The sequence below is a fragment of the Vagococcus salmoninarum genome, assembly GCF_003987495.1.
GTDB classification, from domain to species: domain Bacteria; phylum Bacillota; class Bacilli; order Lactobacillales; family Vagococcaceae; genus Vagococcus_D; species Vagococcus_D salmoninarum.
Window position 1 is genome coordinate 306,349 of sequence record NZ_NGJU01000001.1, and the last position, 20,400, is coordinate 326,748.

The window sequence follows — 20,400 nt, forward strand, 5'->3', positions numbered from 1 at the left end:
GGATGTGAGTCTGAAGAACGGGTCTGGAGCAGGGAATGTAAACGCTATCTAAAAAGGAGTGAAGAGATGTTTAAACAAAAGAAAAAGTTTGAAATGCCCACGGCGTATACGGTATTATTTATTATTATTGTGATCATGGCAGTTTTAACGTGGATTGTGCCAGCTGGTCAATACCAAGTAGATGAAGAGACTGGTAACTATATTGCTGGCACTTATGAACAAATTGCTAGACAACCCCAAGGCCTTTGGGATGTGATGATGGCGCCAATTAAAGGGATGGTTGGAAGTGAAACAACTGGTGGCGCAATTGAAATCTCACTGTTTATTTTATTTATTGGTGGCTTATTAGGGATTGTTAATAAAACAGGTGCCTTTGATGCAGGGGTGGCTTCAGTTATTAAAAGTCGAAAAGGGAAGGAAAAGTCCTTAATTCCGATCTTAATGATTATTTTCGCAATTGGCGGTACAACCTTTGGGCTGGCTGAAGAAACCTTAGCATTTTTCCCATTATTGATACCGGTCATGTTAGCTGTTGGCTTTGACTCAGTAGTTGCCATTGCGATTCCTTTAGTTGGCTCTCAAATTGGGTGTTTGGCATCAACTGTTAACCCATTTTCAACAGGAGTAGCATCAGGGGCTTTAGGGATTAGCCCTGGTGAAGGCTTACTCTCACGGATTATCTTACTCGTGATTTTAACGACGATTAGCATTTGGTATGTGTATAGTTATGCTAAAAAAGTTGAAGCTGATCCGAAGAATTCATTATTGTACGACCAAAGAGAAGAAGATTTAGAACGCTTTAAAATGAATATTGATGACATTAAAGATATTACTAAAAAGCAAAAACAAGTCTTAGTTTTATTTATGATTACTTTTGGGATTTTAATTGTCGGTTTAGTTCCATGGTCAACGATTAATCCAAACTGGACAATTTTTGAAACAATGACAAGCTGGTTGACTAATCTCCCAGTGATTGGCACGGTGCTTGGTCAAGATATGGCACCTTTTGGTACATGGTACTTCTCAGAAATCACGATGCTAATGTTAGCAATGTCGATTGTCATTGCCTTCTTTTATGGCATGTCTGAAAAAGATTTTATTGGCACTTTCTTAGAAGGAGCTGGGGATTTTGTTGGTGTGGCAATTGTTGTAGCTGTTGCCAAAGGTATCCAAGTCGTGATGAATGATGGGGCGATGACAGCAACAATATTAAATCTAGGTGAACAAGGCTTGCAAAATGTTTCCTCTAGTTTATTTGCCATCTTAGCTTATATCTTCTACATTCCAATGTCATTCTTAATTCCATCGACTTCCGGCTTAGCCGCGGCGACAATGGGAATCATTGGACCGATGGGGGATTTTGCCGGTGTTTCGAAAGATGTCATTATTACTGCCTATCAAGCAGCCTCTGGTTGGGCTAACTTAATTACGCCAACTTCAGCGATTGTGATGGGTGCAGTAACGATTGCTCATACAGATTTAAGAGTTTGGTTTAAGTTTATTACTAAATTAATGATTATTATTTTCGTCGTAACATGTGTCTATTTAGGAATTTTAGCAATACTATAACAGTGTAGAAGGATGATTAGATGAAAACATTTATTACCGAAAAACACCAAGCAGCAGCAATTACTAGTTTACAACGTTTAGTTAAAGTCCCATCTTATTTACAAGATGGTATTGAAGGAGCGCCATTTGGCCAAGATGTTTTAGATAGTTTAACAGAATGTTTAGGGATTTTTAAAGAAGAAGGCTTTACGACGTTTATCGACCCTGAAGGTTATTACGGCTATGCAGAAATTGGTTCTGGCCCAGAAATATTCGGCGTTCTCTGTCATATGGATGTGGTGCCAGCAGGGGATTTAAGCTTATGGGAAACACCTGCTTTTGAGGGGACAATCAAAGAGGGAGCAATTTACGGTCGTGGGGTTCAAGATGATAAAGGGCCAACGATTGCCGCCCTTTACGCAGTGAAAGCCTTAGTTGAAGCCGATGTGACTTTTGATAAAACCATTCGTTTCATTTTTGGAACTGACGAAGAAAATTTATGGCGTTGTATGGAGCAATATCATAAAAAAGAACGAGGGATTGACATGGGGATTGCCCCAGATGCTAATTTCCCAGTTATTTATGCCGAAAAAGGGTTACTACAAGTGATGTTAACTGGTGAAGGTAGTTCTGATTTTGAAGTTGAGGGTGGTTCAGCTTTGAATGTCGTCTCTGACACAGCGATTTATCGTGGCAAGGAAGTCGAGGCAGTTAAAACCGAATTAGCGAAACTAGGCTATGACTATCAAGAAATCAATGGTGACATTCATGTTAAAGGTAAGTCGATTCACTCGAAAGATGCCCCAGCCGGCATTAATGCGAATACTCGTCTGGCAGAAGCGTTAACTCATGTTTATGATCAGCAAGGGCTGAAGTTATTAGGCGAAAAAATTAAAGGGGATGCTAATGGTGTGAGTGCCATTGGCGAGTTTGCAGATGAAGCATCTGGCAAGCTCACCTTTAACGCCGCAACAGTAAAAATTGATCACGAAAAAACAGAAATCGGAATTGATATTAGAATTCCCGTTACAGTAGACAAAGAGGAGGTTGTTAGTCAACTGACTAACCTAGCTAAAGCGTATGGTTTTGAGTACCATGAGCATGACTACTTAGCTTCCTTGTATGTGCCAGTCGATTCTGAGTTAGTAACGACTTTGCTTGGAGCTTATCGCGATCTAACTGGGGATCTGACAGAACCACAAATCTCTGGTGGGGCAACATTTGCTCGGACAATGGACAACTGTGTGGCTTTTGGCGCGATGTTTAATGAGACTAAAGACACGATGCATCAACCAAATGAAGTGTGGCAGCTAGCGGAAATGACTAAAACAATGGAAATTTATGCTGAAGCCATTTATCGTTTATTTAGTAAAGAGTAAAAAAACTTTTTTAAATAGTGGGAGAACTGTTCTTTAGAATACTTCTCTCACTATTTTTTGTTGTTAATTTATAACTGATTCGTTCTGTAGTATAATCAAAAGATAAGTCTGGCTGTTAATAGGAGGAGATCACTGTTGGATAAACAACCATTGTCTGAACGAGTGGCAGATGATATTCAAGAAATGATAATTAGTCAAAAATATCTCGTAGGGGAACGATTAGCAAATGAGTTTGAGTTAGCAGAGGAACTTAAGGTTGGTCGCAATACTATCCGAGAAGCAATTAAGTTGTTAGCGTCCAAAAATATTGTCGAAATTCGCCGGGGAAAAGGTACTTTTGTTAGTGAAAGACCAGGACTGATTGATGATCCTTTAGGCTTGTCATTTTTAAGTAATCAAGCGTTCTTAAGTGCTGATTTACTTGAAGTTCGCCAAATTATTGAGCCGGCCATTGCTAAATTAGCAGCCCGAAATAGAACGTCAGAAAACATCGAAGAAATGTTAGCAAGCTGTCTGGCAGTTGAAGAAGCGATAGCCTTAGGCAAAAACCATACAGAAGAAGATATGCTTTTTCATACAGCGATTGCCAAAGGGACACAAAATCAAGTAATTCCTAATTTAATTCCAATTATTCATTCCTCAATCTCGGCCTTTATTGAAGAAACTAACAATGTCTTAAAACAAGAAACAATTACAACCCATCGAGAAATTTTAGCAGCGATTAAGTCAGGTTCAGAAGAACAGGCCGAAGAAGCTATGAAAGAACATTTAAGAATTAATGCGGAATTAATTAAAGTAAAATAACGCCAAAAAAGGGTGCCGGTGACTAGTGTCACGGCCCCTTTTTGTTTTTTTATGAAAACGCTTTGACAAATGGAAGTAGACATGCTAAACTTTTAGACATAGGACGTCCTACGTCTAAGAGAAGTAGAAAGGAGAAACGGATGAAAGAAGTGGTTTTAGGAATTGATATCGGTACTACAAGCACGAAAGGGATTATTTACTCCTCAGATCTAAGGCCATTATTGACAGAAAACGTCTCATATCCTTTATATCAAGATGAAGACGGGATGGCGGAGCAAGATCCTGATGAAATTTTTGAAACGGTCCTACAGATAATTAAGAAGTTAAGTCAAGTGGCAAAAGTAGAAAACTACGAGATTAAATCGATTGGTTTTTCTAGTGCCATGCATAGTTTAATCGTTTTAGATGAGATGAAAAAACCGATTACCCGCTCAATTACTTGGTTGGACAATCGAAGCATGATGTGGAGCGATTGGTTAAAAAACAGTGGTAAAGGGCTTGAATTTTATTTAAGAACAGGCACGCCTACTCATGCTATGAGTCCTTTAAGTAAATTGTTGTGGTTAAAAGAAGTTGAACCAAGTTTGTTAAGTCAGGGTCATTATTTTCTAGGTATTAAAGAATACATTATGTTGCAATTATTTGATGAATTTGTTTGTGACTACTCTTTGGCTGGCGGAACAGGCTTGTTTAATATTAATGAGATGGCTTGGGACGAAGAAATTTTAGCACTTCTAGGTATTTCAACTAGTCAACTGCCTCAAGTTGTGGCACCAAAAACAGCTTATCGTCAGTTAGTTCAAGGTATCAAGGAAGAGTTAGCTCTACCGACTAAGACGCCTTTTATTATTGGGGCAAGTGATGGTTGTTTAGCGAATTTAGGCAGTGGTGCTAAAGAAAATACTCAAGCAGTCGTCACTGTTGGAACAAGCTCAGCCATTCGATTAACGACTGATCGGCCGATACTTGATCCTTTAGGTCGAACGTTCTGTTATCCCTTAAGTGACTTCCAGTGGGTAGTTGGCGGTGCCAGTAATAACGGTGGTAACATTTTTCAATGGGCCTTAGAGTTAACAAAACAAGAGGGGGATTATCAAGGGGCTTTGAAAAAAGCTGAAGCAGCTGGCAATGGGGCTGCCGGTTTAATCTTTTTACCTTATTTAAATGGTGAACGGGCCCCCTTATGGTCAGAAAAAGCGACAGGTAGTTTAATCGGTCTGAGAAGTATCCACCAAGAACAGGATATCTTAAGAGCAGCATTAGAAGGAATTTTCTTTAACTTAGCGGAACTTTTAGCAGTGATTAAGGAACAGCTCCATCAACCCCAAGAATTAATTTTAAATGGCGGTTTGTTTCAAGGGGAGCTGCCTAAGAAACTGGGGCGAACGATTTTAAATTTACCGACACGGATTCCAGAAAATATCGAGAGCTCATGTTTAGGGGCAGCGATTCTAGGAGCTGAAGCCGTTAATTTTGAAGTTTCATTACATCATCATAAAAGCCAACATTTAATACCAGTTAACCAGAGGCAGCAAGTTGAATATCAAGAAATTTATCAAAAGTATCAAGGATTAAATAAGTTATTAAATAATTACTAAGACATTAGGGGGAGAAAAAATGAATGAATTTATGGATAAGCTTCAAGACAAGTTAGGACCAATTGCTCACAAACTAGATGCCAATCGTTATTTAAAAGCTGTTAAAAATGGTTTCTTTGCGGCAATGCCCTTACTAATCATCGGTTCAATGTTCTTATTAGTGACACAATTGCCTTTTGATGGCTACCTGAATTTTATGGAAAGTCTCTTAGGTGCGGAATGGAAACAATATTTTAGTAAAGTAAATGATATGACAATGAACTTGATGACTATTTTTGTAATTTTAGGAATGTCTAAAACTTTAGCTAGTTCTTATAAAGTGGATCAAGTTTCAGCTCAAGTGATGTCGTTATTAGCATTTTTCATTTTAACGCCAATCGTCATGACAGTTGATGAAGCTAAAGCTTTACCAATCGGTAACTTCGGGGCAGCCGGCCTTTTCGTTGGAATGATTACTGCGATTTTAGCAGTTGAATTATTTCGTTTAGTTGTCGCTCGTGGGTGGGTGATAAAAATGCCTGATTCGGTGCCTTCTAATGTCTCCCAATCATTTTCAGCTTTAATACCAGGCTTTATTATTGCCATTGTCTTTAACTTAATCAGAATTTTATTTGCGATGACAGCTTTTGAAACGGCTCATAATTTCATTCTACAATTTTTACAAACCCCATTATTGAAATTAGGCAGTTCTTTACCTGCCACTATCGTTGTCGTCTTGTTTGAAGCACTCCTTTGGGCATTTGGGATTCATGGTTCAAATGTAACTGGGGCAGTGACAACGCCAATCTGGACCGCACTATCAGTGGAGAATGCGGCGGCCTTTGAAGCAGGTCTTAATTTACCAAATATTGTTAACTATCAATTCTATATGAACTTTGTTAAAATTGGTGGCTCAAGTGCGACGATTGGTTTAGCGATTGCCTGTTTATTTTTCGCTAAATCAACCCAGTTTAAAACTTTAGGTAAGTTGTCCTTTGGTCCGGCCCTGTTCAATATTAATGAACCATTGATCTTTGGAATTCCGATTGTTTTAAACCCAATTATGCTCATTCCTTTTATGATAGCACCTTTAGTGATGGTCGTCTTAAGTTACACGGCGATGGCCACCGGAATTGTCCCAATCACTAATGGCATTCAGCTTCCTTGGACGATGCCAATTTTGCTTTCCGGCTTCATTTTAAGTGGCTGGAAAGGTGTCATCTTACAGACCATCCAAATTGGTCTGAGCTTTGTAATTTACTACCCATTCTTCAAAGTGGAAGACACGAAAGCATATGAAATTGAAACTCACGGCTTAGGACAATTAGATTAAAAAAAATGACTGGCAACTAGGCCAGTCATTTTTTATTTGTTTGAGAAAGTATAATTTTGACAGTTAGGAATAAACTGTATTACATGTTAGAAGATAGTTTATTCCTAGCTGTCAAGCTTCTAATAACCGCCGACTAAGTTTGATATGATAACTTTTATTGTATGGCGTATTTTTTTTGAAAAAACAAATTGACGGTTATTAGAAGTGATATGTTTGTAAAATAGTTTGACAAGATAGTAGGTTGAGTACTAAATGCTTGTTAATAAATAACAAAATATCAAACTATTATTATAGTATATTATCTTTTTTAAGGTACGTAAAATATAAAGCTTGTGACTTATTTCTCAAAAAAACTGCTAACTTTTGGAAAGTTAGCAGTTAATGACGACTCGCTCTTTTATGATACAGAGTCAAGAAAACTAGGATGAGATAAACGAGACTAGAGAGGATTAAAGAACTTTTCTGCCAAAAGGTTTTTTGATAAGTAATTGAAATCGAACTCTGTTTGCTATCAACTTTAAAAGTCACCAGGCCGTTTTTTTCGTAAAGTTCAATGGGCTGCTGTTCCTGATCAACAGCTTGATAGCCTACGTAATAAAACAATGGGGCTGAAACTTCCTTCTGTTGGTTAGTAACTAAATAAGAACTTAAATCCAAGGTAGTTAATAAGCCAGTTTTTTTAATGACCTTCTGTTCAAGATCGAAGAACTTTTGCTCATCGATAAAAATAAAGTTTTCACCATTTTCCATTAACTCATCATAATTGACCGTAGTACTTAAATATTCTTTCCCATGACCGATTTCTGCATGTTTTTGACTCAAATAGTTTTCATCAGTCAAAGGGGTAAAATTATTTTGCTGAGCAATTTGGGAAACGAAGCTATTGAAACTAATCGTCAAGCTAAAAACAATCAAAGTGATATAAACAAGTTGAACTTTACTTAATTGGAAAAAGTTTTTTAATAAGGCACTTAGTAAAAGAGCACCGCTTAAAGTTGCAAAGATTAACAAGCGCCAAGGAAATTGAATCCGAGCTAAGAGCGTATCTTTTAAGAAAAACCAAGGAAATAAACTAGTTGCTAAGAGAATAAAGCTTAAAGTGACATAAAACAAACCCTTTGCTTGAGGGCTAATTTTGCGCCAATAAACTAAAGACATTAGTAAGGCTAAAATAATTAAAATCCCAACATTAGGTGATAATTTACCCCAAGAGCCCGAAACATTCGTTAAGCTTTTTATAATCAAGTCACCAAAACCAAGGTTGATTGCTTCCGTGCCTAAGTTGGCATTAGTGAACTTAAATTCGATTTGTCGTGATTGCTCGAACATCGGGACTAAAATCCACAGAGACATTAGTAAGCTGGCGAGACTGGCTTTAAGTAAGGGCACTAACCAATTGAGAAAGGCAGGACGGAAAAGCAATTGACCAAAAAAGAATATGAACAAAATCAATGCCGTGTAGAAAGCTGTAATCAAGTGACTCATAATTAAGAAAGACATACCAAAAGCTAGGGGCAACCAGTTTTTTTCCTTAGTAGCCGTAATATTGTAGACCCCTAAAAGAACTAAAGGTAAAAAAGTAAAAGCTAAGTGTTCCCCAAGAGCCCCCCGAACGGATTGGTCGATTAAGCGATAAGTTCCTAAAGTGTAGAATAGGGCAAACAAGTAAGCTATTTTGCTGTTCTTTGTTATCCCTTTAATTGAATAATAAGCGAGACTGGCAGTTACTAAACTGATTAACCCTAAGTATAAAAAATAAGCTGGCACAAATGACAAACCAATTATGCGAAACAAGGCGAATGGTAATAACAGAATCGACGGATAAAAAATATCGACTCCATAGCCGAAAGTATTTGCCGCTTGAGGGAATATCCGTGGAAATAAGTCTCCTTGTTGGACGCTTAAATAATAACTTTCCAGACGCATTTTATGAAAATTGAGATCGTCTTGGCTATTAATTTGTTGGCTCGTAAAGAAAGGAAAGATGGAAATAATTGCAATTAATAATAAAGCACTAATTAATAAAAAGTGGTTAAAGTAAGGGTGGCTTTGTATTTTTAAAAATCTTTTTTTTAAGATTGGTAATGATTGTCTAAGCATTTGGCGGTACTCCTTTAGTTTCTTCCAACAGTGCGGATTTTAAAATAATAGTTGGTTCATTTAATTTATTTTACCATGTTTTTAAAAACTAGCTAGTGATATTTAAACAGCTAGTGAGGTAAACAAAAAAATAGGGGAAATAAAATAAAAGCTACACTCAAGAAAGAATCTAGAGTGTAGCAAGAGACCTAGTTTAGTGAGGGCTATTATAAAGTTTCAACCCTTGTTTCAAACACAAGAAAAATGAAGCGGCAGTTAAGAGACACATTGGGATCGATTTAATTAATGATCGGAGAATGTCATCTTTAGTGTAATAGCTATCAGTTGATGGAATCAAAGTGTATGATAAGCTGTCCCAAATTTGAGCAAAGTAGATCAGAAAAGTAATAAATGAAATTAACGAAATAAGTAACCAGAAGATGACTAAAAAATTAGTTTTTTTCATAGTAAGGCTCCTTTCAGTAGTAAGACTAAAATAACACTAGCTTGTTACTGAATTATAGCATTATCTGTCTTTAAAGTCTTTTTTATAACTAAAATAAAACAAAGGAGCGGCTATACTTTGATTTTACGGAAGTAACTAGTCGTTAATTGTCATTAGATTTATAAGTGAATCGTAAAGTCTGCTTGGGCAATTAAAAATGGATCATGGGACACATAGATGACAGGTATCCCATCAGTAGCAACTTTTTTGAGAATATCAAATACTAAATTTCTATTTTCCTCATCTAAATTGCCTGTCGGTTCATCGGCGAAAACATAGTCGGGCTGGGCTAAAATAATTCTTGCCAAAGCGACTCGTTGTTGTTCACCACCACTTAAGGTTTGAACTTTCTTTGATAAAAAATTAGCATTTAAACCAACTTTTTCTAAGGCACGGCGATAAAAAGTGTTTTTTTCTTTTTTAGGTATGTGGGCAAAGTAAGTACCTAAGTCAAGGTTTTGACGAACACTATCCCCATCAACTAAGCCGTAGTTCTGGAACATGTAACCAAACCGACGGCGAATTTTCCGTAGTTCAGCCGGTGAGTCATAATGGTTGCCACTAAAACTAATTGTTCCAGTAGAGGGTTTTTCAATAAGACTGATCAGATTTAGTAGTGTGGTTTTACCAGCCCCACTTTGACCAGTAATACAAGTTAAGCCCGTTGTTGGAATTTCTAAATCGAGTTCCTTGATAATCACATTTTTACCATAGTGTTTACTTAGTTTTTTTAGAATAATCATCGTGTCTCTCCTATGCTTTTTTTTATTTGGATGAAAGGGAAAATCTCAGCCAGTAACACTAGACTAGTCAGAAGGAATAAATGCTGCTGATTGAAAACTAAACTCGTCAATATTCCAACTAGTAGATCTAAAGCAATCCAGCTGATAAAGTATTGACGTAATAATTGAAAAGGGGAGTAACCATAATAATGTTTTAATAAAATCCCTTTTTGATTTTTTTCGAAAAGTGAGAAAGTAAATAAGCTTAAACAGATGAGTAAAGTACTGAGACTAATGACGAATAAAATCAGATAGTAAGCCACTTCCTTTTGGTTCTCGTGGATCGAACGGCTACGAAAATCATAGATCGAGGTGACTAATTGAATTTGATCTTGGACAGCACCTTCTTCGATAAGGGGAGCGACTTGTTCATAGCCACTGAGAGTTGGCTCAGCTTTGAAAAAAATGTGTTGTGTAAAGGCACTATAATAAATTTGAGAGTCAAAGTTACCAATATCAACAACTGCGATTGGATCCGTTACGAGATTTCTTTGACTTGTCAAAATGTCCTCCTTATAAGTAAAATAAGTTTGTTTCGGTTTCACCCAAATCAAGTTAACTTTCGGCGTGAGTTTTTCAATCTTTTCCTCGTAAATATTGGTTGCAAGTCTATAAGTCTTAAAGGTGAAAAAGCTTTGATAATTTTGAGTAATCTTTTCCGCATCAGCTTTTAAAGTTGTTGGAACTAGGAGGTTGATGCTATCAGCTTGATAGTGAAGGTCATTAGCAGCGACTAAGGTACCGTCACTTTTAACAATAGGTTGCCATTTTAAATAAGTTAAGTTAATCTGAATGCTTTGACCATTGGGACTGACTAATTGCTCGGCTTGGGAGTGAGTATTTGCGGCGTACAAAGGTTGGCCACTAGCTAAGGTATCATAATTACTTGTATCAATTAAAGCAAAGGTATCGCTATTATTTAAATAAAAGGTGTGCATTCTTTTCTCATAAGGTCGCGTGACACTGGCTTCGTGACCGATATATTGCAAAGACGTTTGGTAGACATTCTGGGCGTTTAGCCATTCCTTATCAGCCTTTTGAACAGTTAGGCCTTGTTGAATTTTTTCCTGTACTTGATTGCTTAGAACTGGTAAAACTGCCAAAAAGACTAAAATAAATAGTTTCGTTATTACCATTAACGGCAATAAAGGTTTGCTCTCTTTGATATACAGATAAAGATTTTTTGACAAGACAATCACTGTTAACCAAAGTAAACTGATCAACGAGATAAAAATCAAGAGTAATAAAAGACCGAAAGAGCTAAAGGCGAGGGCAGTTGGGAAAGATAAGAAACTTTTAACAATCAAGCCTTGGAAGTAAAGTGTCAGCAAGAGTCCTAAAGCACTGCCCCACAAACAAGGTAACTTAAAGAGTTCAGTCATCATTTTAAGTTGTTGCAGAGGGGAATAACCTAGCAATCTAGCTAAGGCGAGTTTTTTTGATTGTGAGATAAAGACAAACAATAAGATAAAAACAGTCATTAAAACTAAGAGACTAGTCGTTGCTAAAAGTAATGGTTCTTGGAATAGTGCCTTAAGAAATTGGAGTTCCCCTTGGTAATTATCTTCTTCAACAATATCTAGTCCTAATTTTTCTTGGATGTTTTTTTTGAAGTCAGGATAATTTTCTAAGGTGTCATTTTCTATAAAGTAAAGCCCATCAAGACCGACATGGTTTAAGCCTGTTAAAGAGTATAAACGCAGATTTTGGCGATTATCGAGCCAGTCCAATTGACCAATTTGATTAGTGGAAGAACTTGGCTGATTTGACAGGAAAATTTCTGTTGGCTCTTGAGTAGGTAGCTGACTACCTTGAGTAAATTTTTCCGGCATAGTCGTATACAGTGACAGTTCTGTTTGAGAATGCCAAACTATTTTAGTTAAGTTAATATGGGTTGCTTGAGCAACTTCCTTAAAAATCGCCGTCTTTTTAAGGGGCGGTAAATCAGCAAGTTCTTCATTGATATTAGGTGAAAAAATCGTGATAGCAGCTGTTTTATCGTATAAGAGCTTATTTTGCAGATAAATATTACTAATGTTTGCCCCTAAAACAAAGATTAAAATGATTTCACAACTGACTAGCAGCTGGATGATTCTTTTCAAAGTTAGTGCCTCCTATTCTATGATAAAAAAAGCTGTGGCATTAGCCACACCCTTTAATAAGTTATTTGTAATCGTAGTAAACTTTATTACCGCCTAACAGAGTATAACCGACTTTAGATTTGCTCCAAGTTTCAGCTGGTTTCCAACCACCATCTGAAAAGGTGGCATTGCCATTTCGACATGACCCGCGACCTTCTTTCGTATAGTGTTTGTATTCAGAGATGAGATTACTGCCACTTTTCCCCCGTGTCCACCAACCACCAGCCATCGGTCCATCTTCGTAACGGGTAGTTTCTGAGACGACTTCTGAGCCAGAATGTCTGTCATTCAGACTAGCTGTTGCTAAAGCGGTGCTAGCAGTAGTTAAAAGTAACGTTGCAATAATCATGCTAGTCTTTACAAATTTATTCATAAATGTCTGCTCCTTTCTTTTTAAGCTAACTTAAGCATAAAAGAAAAAGGCCAGGTAGACTATCAACTGTCAGTAGAATTAAGCGTAAATGAGGGTGTTCAACTAGTAGTTGTCTTTAGTTGTAGTAGATAAGAGGCTAATAAGCTGAGGCTAAATAAACAATTCAAAAAAAGCATACTCCAAAAATAATAAGTTAAGTATTTCTGAGAGAGCCAGTAAAAACCTAAGTAATAACTAGCAACTAAGCCTAAATAAAGACAAGTGATAATAAGGTATTGTTTAGTTGAGTGGTGAAAGTTAAAAAACTCGGTAGTATATAAATACAAAAGAAGATTTAAACCAAACCCAACAAGGTTCAGCCATTTTTTTAAAAGGAGGACTTCAGTGATTTTTTTTTGTGACTGTTCCAAAGAAGGCTCTGGCGCTAAAAATCTTTCTAATTTTACAGGATGTTCAGTAACAACTGAACTTGAAGGCGTTTCAAGAAGATCTGAGCCAATCAGTGTTTCGAGGGAAGTCTCAAAAATTAAAGCTAAGGCTTTAATCGTTAAAATATCAGGAATACTTCGGTCGTTTTCCCACTTAGAAATCGCTTGGGGAGAAATATTCAACATTTTCCCAAGGGCGACTTGAGAAAGTTGTTGCTCCTTTCGCAAAGCTTTGATGTTTTGTCCAAGACTGTTTGCCATAAAATCCTCCTTAATGATGGTCACATGTTTAGTAGTTAGCTAACTCATAGCTAATAAGCAATCAAGTTGGTTGAAGTCACAGTAAGTGAATCGTTAGTCTAATTAAAAAAAGTTTAAAACGACGGTTAAATGATTTCATTGAAATCATAACAAATGTTATAAGTAAAAGTAAATATATTTTTCCATAAATAAGAAAAAATATAGTCTATCAAACAAGCTTAGTCAAAAATAAAAAAACAGCAACTAGGAACTGTTTACACAGTTTCTAGTTGCTGTTATTCTCTTTACTTCACAATGGAAGCGGCGGGAGTTAAGCCCATTAAGCAATATATAGTTGATATACCAGTGGTTACACAGGTTTTATTGCTATTTTTTAAGTAGCTAAATGCCATATTAAATGCCATTGACTTAATAATTCATGTAATTGGCGAAGTCTAAAGCTGTTTTTTCTTTAGATTTTTCTGATACATGAGTGTAAATATTCATGGTTGTTTGTATGTCACTATGTCCTAATCTTTCTTGAACTCGTTCTAGCGGAACACCAGCTTCAAAAAGTAGACTACAATGTGTATGTCTGAAACCATGAGTTGTTATTTTTTTAAGGTCATGTTTGTTTTGACAAGCAACTAACCATTTTCTTGTTTTGGTTGGCTGCAGGAAACTATTTTGCTCATTGCTGAAAACTAACTGATCGCTGTTTAATGTATTATAACCAAGGATCATATATTCTTTCTTTTGTATTTTTCGCCATTGCTGGAGAATAATAATTGTTTCATCATCTAAGGAGATGGAACGTAAAGAATTTTTAGTTTTTGGTGTCTGAACAACTAACCTAGAATCTTTGCCCCTAGATAGTGTTTTATTAATGGATAAGGAGCAGTCTTTAAAGTTGATGTCTTTCCATGTCAGAGCTAAGAGTTCTCCTTTCCTCATTCCAGTGTAGGTCAAAACTCGAAACAATGTATAAGCCTTGAAATGTTTGTCTGACTTCATACATTCAAGAAAGTGAATAACTTCTTGCTTATTATAGAAATTAGATGGCTCAATTTTAGAGTGTTTTTCAATCTTTACTGGCACAGTTACACCATTACAGGGGTTTTTATCAATCAAACCTAATGTAAGAGCATAATCGAAAACCAATGAGGTATAATTAAATGTCATTTTAAATCGTTTCAGCTTCTTAAAAAGTTGGTTGATAAATTTTTGACAGGTTAGAATATCAATCTTTTCAATTCTCATTTTAGAAAAATAAGGCAAAATATGATTTCTAAACAGTCGTTCAGTTTTTACAAAGCTACTTTCTTTTACAGTGTTTTCATAGTTCTTGATCCATATAGTATAAACATCTTGGTAAGTGTCTAGTACTTGCGTTTTAAAGCCGTTCTTTTCAATTTCTAGCTGTAATCTAGATTTTGATAGGGTGGCTTCTTTTTTTGTTTTAAAGCCTGATCGTGTCGTTTTGATACGTCTGCCAGTGATGGGGTCGGTACCAACGTACAACTGGAACTTATAGAAAGTCCCTTTTTTGTTTGTGTATTTTTGAATAGCTGACATATATTTCTCTCCTAGTCGCTTGTGGGAGGCAATAGGGAGATTAATTATTCATCAAAGAGCACGTCTAATATTTTTGAAATTTTTTCCCTATCTTGGGAAGTCAGTTTTTTCCCTTTATAGTAAAGAGAGGTGTTTCCATAACTATCAAAACCGCCTTTTGTCTTAGTTTGACGTTGATAGTCGTATTTTAATATTCGTTCTAGATCGTTGAAGTTATCGTATCCATAAAAATTCCCTCTTATTTGTGAATGTTCACTATTCATATATGTAGTTATAAATTCACCATCTTTTAAAGGCGCTGTCCAACTTTCGTCTATGCCATTTATAAATTCATGAAGAGGAATAACTTTTGAAGTTTCATGTTGCTCTTCAGTAAGAGCATGAGCAAGTTCATTTCTTTCTTTAGTGTAACCAGCACGTTCTAAGAGATTTATATATATGTATTGAAACGCTCCTGGATCGCCAATGGTAAAAAATCTAGCTATTTTTTCAAGTATTTCAATACGTGGATTCATCTTGTTAGCATTTTCTAAATCAGAAATGAAGCTTTTTGATACTCCAAGATAGCTTGCTAGTTCTTCATTACTAACTTCTTTTCCTCTTAATTCTTTTATGTATTTCCCAAGTTCAATCATTTTAGGGTATTTAGCCATAGTCATTACTCCTTTATTTTTATAGTTATATCGTACCACTATTCCCATTTCAGAACAATACTAAATAAAAGTTTTGATTTAACTGTTGCAGTTTTGTTTTTAAAATGCTATTATGAAATTGTTCTTGAATTAGAACTTGCGGGATGGTGAGTTCTGAAATGGAAAGAAAAAAGGGGGTGGGAAAATGAAAATAGCACCAAATAAGAAAGAAATTCAAATTTCAATGATTAAGAAAGGAGTAAATCAAAAGGAAGTTTCTTTGAAAGTAGGTTTAACACCATCTGCTTTTTCAAATTTTATAAATGGACGAACTTCGGTATCGTCATCTAAAGCTAAAAAGATATCTGACTATTTAGAAAAAGATTTTGAAACACTATTTATTCTTAAAGAAAGGGAGTGAGCCTATGGAATTAAAAATCGACAATCTAGAATTATCGAAACAAGCAACAATTCAAATAGTAGACGGTGTTTTAACCAATATCGAACCACTGGTAAAAAAGCACTTAAATCTTTATAACGCTAAAGAGTACCTAACTTTAGGAGAGACAGCAAGTTATCTTTCAATCTCACGAGGTAGTTTAGGTAATCTTATCAAAGATGGTCTACCGGTCATAAAAATAGGTAAGCTTCAAAAAATCAAAAAGACAGATTTAGAAAAATATTTAGAGCAGTACAAAAATTAAATGCTTGTGGGAGGCATAAGAACTTTATCAATAAAAGAAAGGATATATATATTATGACTTATGAAGAACAGGCGAAAATAATTCTAATAAATTTGGATAAGGTTATTCAAGTAAATTGGAACTTAGAAAATTATTTAGTTCCAGCAGTAATTAAAGGATTAAAAGAAATTGAAAAAAACACTAAAGGATAGCAGTCCAATAGTGTTATGGGTAAAGATATTCGCAATGTTTTTACCCCTCAATTGTACCACAGTTGCGACAAAAAACGAAAGAGGGAAAAAGAAATGAAAAATAAAAAAGTATCAGATTATGCGTGTGAGGTTGCGGATGTTACAAGTCAAATAGGACTACTAGAAAACTATTTAAGTTGTTTAGCTTTACAGGGAAGTCAGAAAAATCATGAGTTAGTATTATTTTCCTTATTTAATGAGAAAGGCTTATCGAATGCCACGGAATCATTAAAGATGATGAGTGAAAAAATTCAAAGTATCGCTGACATTCTAGTGGATTGCGAAGCAGAGGTAGTGAGAGGTGAGACTTATGGAATTACTCACTCTTAAAGCAGCACTAAGTTATGCGGAAAATAGTTATCCAATCATACCATTATATCCAAATACTAAAATACCTTGTAAAACTAGTGATTTCTCGAATGGTTTTCATTCAGCGACAACTAACCAAGAAATGATTTTAGATCATTGGAATCAAGAAAAAAACGTATCATGCAATATAGGTTTACAGGTTGGAAAAGAAACAGGTCTAGTTATCCTTGATATTGATGTCCATGGTGAAAATGGTTTTGAAACATTAGAAGTGCTAGAAAATCACTTTGAGAAGTTGCCCAATACTTTGATTATTGATACTCCTACAGGAGGAAGACATTACTATTTTAATTATCCGAGTAATGTTACGATCCAACGTCAAATTAACGCCTTCAAAGGAATAGATATTTTAGTAGACGGATATGTGGTAGCACCACCTTCTCATATAGATGGGAAAGCATATAAAAGAATAAGCGGTAAATTACCAGAGTTAGCCGAGTTTCCTCAATTTTTACTAGATTCCTTAGAAGCAAGTGCGGATAATTACCCATCTAGTAAGTTGGAAATGCCACAGAATCAACCTATGACACAAGGGAAACCGAAGTATACGGCAAAATTCTTAACTGAAATGGTTGAAGGTTCAAAGACTGGTGGTAGAAATGATTTTCTTATGAGATTTATAGCCAAGTGCTTATCCTTAGGAACTGACTTAGAGACAATCTATACCTTAGTTTTAGTTGTAAATGATAATTTCATTGACGTACCACTTGATGAAAAAGAAGTAAATACTATTTTTAAAAGTATTGTGAAAAAGCACTTACAGAAAGTAAAAAGCATTTAAAGAAAGTGGGGTGATTACTTGAAAGAAGTGAATGAAAATATTGTTGAGTTTATTCAAAAAGCTAAACCAGCGTTAGAAAAAAAAATTTCAGATACGCCAAGTTGGTTAGTTACTGATGAAAAAGGGGTAGAAAAAGTAGTTGCTCAAAAATTAGCTCATGTCCTTATGAAAGAAATACCAATCATCAGAGTGAGTTCCTTCTCACAGGGCGCAAGATTCGACAAGGTGACAGGTACATGGCGAATGGATAACTTATCCGAGTATTTGGACAGTGTCATTACAGACGAGCTAGAGAGCGTGGGCAAGTGGTCTCAAAGCAAACTAGCCGAGGTCAAACGATTTATTATGATTAAAACGTATGATAGAGAAGCAAAAAGCAATCCGTTTGACCACAGTAAGCCACATCTTGTTAGTTTTAAAAATGGTACTTACAATTTTAAGACGCAGCAGTTGCAGCCGCACAATCCAAAAGATTACATTTTCCAAAGTCATAATTTTGAGTTGGATATAAATGAAGAACACCTACCAACTAAAACATTATCTTGGCTTGAAGAGTTAACTGGAGATAATACAAGCGCCAAGTATTTAATTGAAATGATAGGTTACTGCTTTTATAGAAGCTATGCGCCCTTTCAGTCCATTACTATATTAATTGGTGCAGGAGGGAATGGGAAATCAGTTTTCTTGAATCACTTAACAAAGGTCTTAAATGATGAAAATGTTTCTAACGCTTCATTGACTGATCTAGGTAACAAAAATAATAGATTTGCTACCAGTATGTTATATCAAAAGTTAGCTAATATATTCGCTGATATTTCAGCAGATTTCATAGATTCGACAGGATTGTTAAAAGCATTGACCGGAAACGATATGTTATTTGCAGAATATAAGGGGCAAGATCCTTTTATGTTTAAGAACTTTGCTAAATTGATATTTTCGGCCAATACTCTCCCGCAATTTAATGATTTTAGTTTGGGATTTGACCGCAGATTATACGTTGTACCATTCAACGTTGTGATAGGCAAAGAGTTTAAGCAAAAACATGATTTAAAAGCGATTGAACAAGAGATACCACAGTTTGCCTACTATTGCTTAAAAGCGTTCAGTGAAGCAATGGAACGAGGGCAATTGAGCTTGTCAGAGCCAATGATTAAAGCTAAGGAAGAATGGTTGAAGGAAGCCAATCACTTATCACGATTCATTGATGATTATTGCAGAATTGATGAAGAAGCTAAGACAGGAGACTCTACTAGAAATATTTTTGATAAGTACCGAGATTTTTGTTTTGATGAAAATATTAAGAGTTTGTCACAGCCAAAATTCAATCGGCAGCTTGAAAATCTAGGAATAATTAAAAAAACAATACGACAAGATAATACTAGAGTTGCAAGATATATAAAATTATTTTTAAAGAATGACTATGATTTAGATTAGTTGTTGAGAGCAGAAGTGAGAAAACACCCTACCACTCATGCCATAGGTTGAAAAGGTTGATGTAGCAACGTTTTACTAAGTCGGTAATAATGGTAAGACCATGCCACCCACTTTTTCAACACCATGCCGGCACGAGTGGTAAAAATGGAGTGGCATGGTCATGGTGTCAAATAAGATGATTGCAAACGTTGATATAACAGTGTTAGTAAGAGGTGGTAGGGGTGGCATGGCGTTTCCCCACTACCGACCGCTACAATAAATATCCTTAAATAAATATATTAAATAATAGAAAGAGTGATGATATGTTAAACATTATTTCAGTTGATGAAATGCCAAATGAGAAACAAATAGATCAAGCAGAAAGACTTTTATTCTTAACAATGGAAGCGACTAAAGATTATGTGGTAAATGAAAAGGAAGGCAGTAAAAGCATTTATGCAAATTTAATGATGGGATTGCTTAACACGTTAAGGAATGATAGTAATTTCCCAGATGATGTACAAGAGGTGGAACATTTAGTAAATGTTATTTTTCAAGAATATTTAGAAAAAGGAATGCCAAGCGGAAAGCTTGATGACACTTATAATTTAATGGTACTTAGAATGACAATGGCGCTTGCTTGTAATAAGGAAGTTATGGCGTTATGTAAGAAAGCTTTCAATTAAAAGTATAAAAAACAAGCAAAAGTATTATTTTTTTAAAAGTGAGTTCCAGCATACTGACACAAGGGTTACAGCGATATTGGACTACTTGTGATTATGTAGTGTAATCAACAGTAATCGAAAGTGAATTTTAAGGAGGAAGAAATGTTAAAACTAGTATGGGTTCCTAAAGAATTTAAAGGTTTCAGTTTTACAGGGTTTCACAATGAAATGAAAGAAACAATGAAGGAGGTTAAGAAAAGGCAACATGAGACTCATAAGATGTACGCAGATATGCTTATTATGCAAAATAAAGCGGCTAAACTTTCAGAGGAAGAAGCTGCTCATAATATTAAAGTAATTGTGGACTGGATGGAAAAAGAATTAGAATTATAAACTAAAGGAGAGAAAATAATGATAAACATTGAGAAACAAAAATACGATGAAGCGATGGATTTAATTGACGAACTACTAAGGCTTTCAATCTACGGAGAGTCTGATGAGAATTACGAACATAAGGTACGTGAAGCTTTGAGGTTAGCAGTTGAACTATTAGATGATGGTACAGACAGAGAAATTTATCGAAAACACAAAGGACTTAATGAAACCCAAAATTAGATGTAATGGTGGAGGTTGTCGGAAGCTGATAGACTTTGATAAAACTTATTGTGACAAACATCAACCTAAGAGAGTTTATCATCAAGAGGAATACTGGGAACGTAAAGAGAAGGAAGGTAGATACTTTGCCTTCTACCGTTCCAAGTCGTGGCGGAAAGCGTCTGAGCTATATAGAATAAATCAACCTTGTTGCGAAGATTGTTTAATTGAAGGAACGATCCGTAAAG

General features: G+C 35.6%; 22 protein-coding genes. 14 read left to right on the plus strand and 8 right to left on the minus strand.

What is annotated here, in order from left to right:
- The first annotated feature begins 66 nt into the window (after nucleotides 1-66).
- From CBF35_RS01455 to celB, 5 genes are all read left to right on the plus strand, one after another.
- Nucleotides 67-1,569 carry a YfcC family protein gene (locus tag CBF35_RS01455; RefSeq protein ID WP_126778111.1) on the plus strand — a complete coding sequence of 501 codons (1,503 nt, stop codon included), beginning with the start codon at nucleotides 67-69 and terminating at the stop codon, nucleotides 1,567-1,569.
- A 20-nt stretch (nucleotides 1,570-1,589) separates the two neighbouring features.
- A complete protein-coding gene (locus tag CBF35_RS01460; RefSeq protein WP_126778112.1) occupies nucleotides 1,590-2,927 on the plus strand; it encodes a M20 family metallopeptidase in 1,338 nt (445 codons plus the stop codon).
- A 135-nt stretch (nucleotides 2,928-3,062) separates the two neighbouring features.
- A complete protein-coding gene (locus tag CBF35_RS01465) occupies nucleotides 3,063-3,731 on the plus strand; it encodes a FadR/GntR family transcriptional regulator (protein WP_244922545.1) in 669 nt (222 codons plus the stop codon).
- A gap of 140 nt (nucleotides 3,732-3,871) precedes the next feature.
- Nucleotides 3,872-5,329 carry a gluconokinase gene (locus tag CBF35_RS01470; RefSeq protein ID WP_126778113.1) on the plus strand — a complete coding sequence of 486 codons (1,458 nt, stop codon included), beginning with the start codon at nucleotides 3,872-3,874 and terminating at the stop codon, nucleotides 5,327-5,329.
- Between the two features lie 19 nt (nucleotides 5,330-5,348).
- On the plus strand, nucleotides 5,349-6,641 hold the full coding sequence (celB, locus tag CBF35_RS01475) for a PTS cellobiose transporter subunit IIC (RefSeq protein WP_126778114.1): 1,293 nt from the start codon (nucleotides 5,349-5,351) through the stop codon (nucleotides 6,639-6,641).
- 378 nt (nucleotides 6,642-7,019) lie between these two features.
- Here celB and CBF35_RS01480 read toward each other — a convergent pair whose 3' ends face one another.
- The 8 genes from CBF35_RS01480 to CBF35_RS01515 all read right to left on the minus strand — a co-directional run bounded on the left by CBF35_RS01480 (nucleotide 7,020) and on the right by CBF35_RS01515 (nucleotide 15,417).
- Nucleotides 7,020-8,741, minus strand: a complete 1,722-nt coding sequence (locus CBF35_RS01480; protein WP_126778115.1) for a glycosyltransferase family protein — start codon at nucleotides 8,739-8,741, stop codon at nucleotides 7,020-7,022.
- A gap of 193 nt (nucleotides 8,742-8,934) precedes the next feature.
- Nucleotides 8,935-9,186: a hypothetical protein gene (locus CBF35_RS01485; protein WP_126778116.1), complete on the minus strand. Its 252-nt coding sequence runs from the start codon at nucleotides 9,184-9,186 to the stop codon at nucleotides 8,935-8,937.
- Between the two features lie 158 nt (nucleotides 9,187-9,344).
- Complete coding sequence (locus tag CBF35_RS01490) at nucleotides 9,345-9,968, minus strand: ABC transporter ATP-binding protein (protein ID WP_126778117.1); 624 nt, start codon at nucleotides 9,966-9,968, stop codon at nucleotides 9,345-9,347.
- Nucleotides 9,965-12,109: a hypothetical protein gene (locus CBF35_RS01495; protein ID WP_126778118.1), complete on the minus strand. Its 2,145-nt coding sequence runs from the start codon at nucleotides 12,107-12,109 to the stop codon at nucleotides 9,965-9,967. The genes CBF35_RS01490 and CBF35_RS01495 overlap by 4 nt, the downstream gene beginning before the upstream one ends.
- A 61-nt stretch (nucleotides 12,110-12,170) precedes the next feature.
- Nucleotides 12,171-12,521 (minus strand): bacteriocin, encoded by a 351-nt coding sequence (locus tag CBF35_RS01500; protein ID WP_126778119.1) that lies wholly within the window; start codon nucleotides 12,519-12,521, stop codon nucleotides 12,171-12,173.
- Between the two features lie 98 nt (nucleotides 12,522-12,619).
- Nucleotides 12,620-13,210 (minus strand): helix-turn-helix transcriptional regulator, encoded by a 591-nt coding sequence (locus CBF35_RS01505; RefSeq protein WP_126778120.1) that lies wholly within the window; start codon nucleotides 13,208-13,210, stop codon nucleotides 12,620-12,622.
- 408 nt (nucleotides 13,211-13,618) lie between these two features.
- On the minus strand, nucleotides 13,619-14,764 hold the full coding sequence (locus tag CBF35_RS01510) for a site-specific integrase (protein ID WP_126778121.1): 1,146 nt from the start codon (nucleotides 14,762-14,764) through the stop codon (nucleotides 13,619-13,621).
- A 44-nt stretch (nucleotides 14,765-14,808) separates the two neighbouring features.
- Nucleotides 14,809-15,417: a helix-turn-helix domain-containing protein gene (locus tag CBF35_RS01515; RefSeq protein ID WP_126778122.1), complete on the minus strand. Its 609-nt coding sequence runs from the start codon at nucleotides 15,415-15,417 to the stop codon at nucleotides 14,809-14,811.
- A gap of 184 nt (nucleotides 15,418-15,601) precedes the next feature.
- On the opposite strand from CBF35_RS01515, the gene CBF35_RS01520 reads away from it, so the two are divergent.
- The 9 genes from CBF35_RS01520 (at nucleotide 15,602) to CBF35_RS01555 (ending at nucleotide 20,173) form a co-directional block, all read left to right on the plus strand.
- Nucleotides 15,602-15,817, plus strand: a complete 216-nt coding sequence (locus CBF35_RS01520; RefSeq protein WP_126778123.1) for a helix-turn-helix domain-containing protein — start codon at nucleotides 15,602-15,604, stop codon at nucleotides 15,815-15,817.
- Between the two features lie 4 nt (nucleotides 15,818-15,821).
- A complete protein-coding gene (locus tag CBF35_RS01525; RefSeq protein ID WP_126778124.1) occupies nucleotides 15,822-16,100 on the plus strand; it encodes an excisionase family DNA-binding protein in 279 nt (92 codons plus the stop codon).
- 53 nt (nucleotides 16,101-16,153) lie between these two features.
- Nucleotides 16,154-16,291 carry a hypothetical protein gene (locus CBF35_RS14845; RefSeq protein ID WP_170174677.1) on the plus strand — a complete coding sequence of 46 codons (138 nt, stop codon included), beginning with the start codon at nucleotides 16,154-16,156 and terminating at the stop codon, nucleotides 16,289-16,291.
- A gap of 93 nt (nucleotides 16,292-16,384) precedes the next feature.
- Nucleotides 16,385-16,660, plus strand: a complete 276-nt coding sequence (locus CBF35_RS01530) for a hypothetical protein (protein WP_126778125.1) — start codon at nucleotides 16,385-16,387, stop codon at nucleotides 16,658-16,660.
- Nucleotides 16,641-17,480 carry a bifunctional DNA primase/polymerase gene (locus CBF35_RS01535; RefSeq protein ID WP_126777891.1) on the plus strand — a complete coding sequence of 280 codons (840 nt, stop codon included), beginning with the start codon at nucleotides 16,641-16,643 and terminating at the stop codon, nucleotides 17,478-17,480. The genes CBF35_RS01530 and CBF35_RS01535 overlap by 20 nt, the downstream gene beginning before the upstream one ends.
- 27 nt (nucleotides 17,481-17,507) lie before the next feature.
- A complete protein-coding gene (locus tag CBF35_RS01540) occupies nucleotides 17,508-18,914 on the plus strand; it encodes a DNA primase family protein (protein ID WP_244922546.1) in 1,407 nt (468 codons plus the stop codon).
- Between the two features lie 302 nt (nucleotides 18,915-19,216).
- Nucleotides 19,217-19,579 (plus strand): hypothetical protein, encoded by a 363-nt coding sequence (locus CBF35_RS01545; RefSeq protein WP_126777893.1) that lies wholly within the window; start codon nucleotides 19,217-19,219, stop codon nucleotides 19,577-19,579.
- A 141-nt stretch (nucleotides 19,580-19,720) separates the two neighbouring features.
- A complete protein-coding gene (locus CBF35_RS01550; protein ID WP_126777894.1) occupies nucleotides 19,721-19,951 on the plus strand; it encodes a hypothetical protein in 231 nt (76 codons plus the stop codon).
- An 18-nt stretch (nucleotides 19,952-19,969) separates the two neighbouring features.
- Nucleotides 19,970-20,173, plus strand: coding sequence for a hypothetical protein (locus tag CBF35_RS01555; protein ID WP_126777895.1), 204 nt, complete (start codon nucleotides 19,970-19,972; stop codon nucleotides 20,171-20,173).
- Nucleotides 20,174-20,400 lie beyond the last annotated feature (227 nt).

Coding starts and splice junctions, on each gene's coding strand:
- CBF35_RS01455 (WP_126778111.1), top strand. CDS start 67: ATGTTTAAACAAAAGAAAAAGTTTGAAATGCCCACGGCGTATACGGTA.
- CBF35_RS01460 (WP_126778112.1), top strand. CDS start 1,590: ATGAAAACATTTATTACCGAAAAACACCAAGCAGCAGCAATTACTAGT.
- CBF35_RS01470 (WP_126778113.1), top strand. CDS start 3,872: ATGAAAGAAGTGGTTTTAGGAATTGATATCGGTACTACAAGCACGAAA.
- celB (WP_126778114.1), top strand. CDS start 5,349: ATGAATGAATTTATGGATAAGCTTCAAGACAAGTTAGGACCAATTGCT.
- CBF35_RS01480 (WP_126778115.1), bottom strand. CDS start 8,741: ATGCTTAGACAATCATTACCAATCTTAAAAAAAAGATTTTTAAAAATA.
- CBF35_RS01485 (WP_126778116.1), bottom strand. CDS start 9,186: ATGAAAAAAACTAATTTTTTAGTCATCTTCTGGTTACTTATTTCGTTA.
- CBF35_RS01490 (WP_126778117.1), bottom strand. CDS start 9,968: ATGATTATTCTAAAAAAACTAAGTAAACACTATGGTAAAAATGTGATT.
- CBF35_RS01500 (WP_126778119.1), bottom strand. CDS start 12,521: ATGAATAAATTTGTAAAGACTAGCATGATTATTGCAACGTTACTTTTA.
- CBF35_RS01505 (WP_126778120.1), bottom strand. CDS start 13,210: ATGGCAAACAGTCTTGGACAAAACATCAAAGCTTTGCGAAAGGAGCAA.
- CBF35_RS01510 (WP_126778121.1), bottom strand. CDS start 14,764: ATGTCAGCTATTCAAAAATACACAAACAAAAAAGGGACTTTCTATAAG.
- CBF35_RS01515 (WP_126778122.1), bottom strand. CDS start 15,417: ATGGCTAAATACCCTAAAATGATTGAACTTGGGAAATACATAAAAGAA.
- CBF35_RS01520 (WP_126778123.1), top strand. CDS start 15,602: ATGAAAATAGCACCAAATAAGAAAGAAATTCAAATTTCAATGATTAAG.
- CBF35_RS01525 (WP_126778124.1), top strand. CDS start 15,822: ATGGAATTAAAAATCGACAATCTAGAATTATCGAAACAAGCAACAATT.
- CBF35_RS14845 (WP_170174677.1), top strand. CDS start 16,154: ATGACTTATGAAGAACAGGCGAAAATAATTCTAATAAATTTGGATAAG.
- CBF35_RS01530 (WP_126778125.1), top strand. CDS start 16,385: ATGAAAAATAAAAAAGTATCAGATTATGCGTGTGAGGTTGCGGATGTT.
- CBF35_RS01535 (WP_126777891.1), top strand. CDS start 16,641: ATGGAATTACTCACTCTTAAAGCAGCACTAAGTTATGCGGAAAATAGT.
- CBF35_RS01545 (WP_126777893.1), top strand. CDS start 19,217: ATGTTAAACATTATTTCAGTTGATGAAATGCCAAATGAGAAACAAATA.
- CBF35_RS01550 (WP_126777894.1), top strand. CDS start 19,721: ATGTTAAAACTAGTATGGGTTCCTAAAGAATTTAAAGGTTTCAGTTTT.
- CBF35_RS01555 (WP_126777895.1), top strand. CDS start 19,970: ATGATAAACATTGAGAAACAAAAATACGATGAAGCGATGGATTTAATT.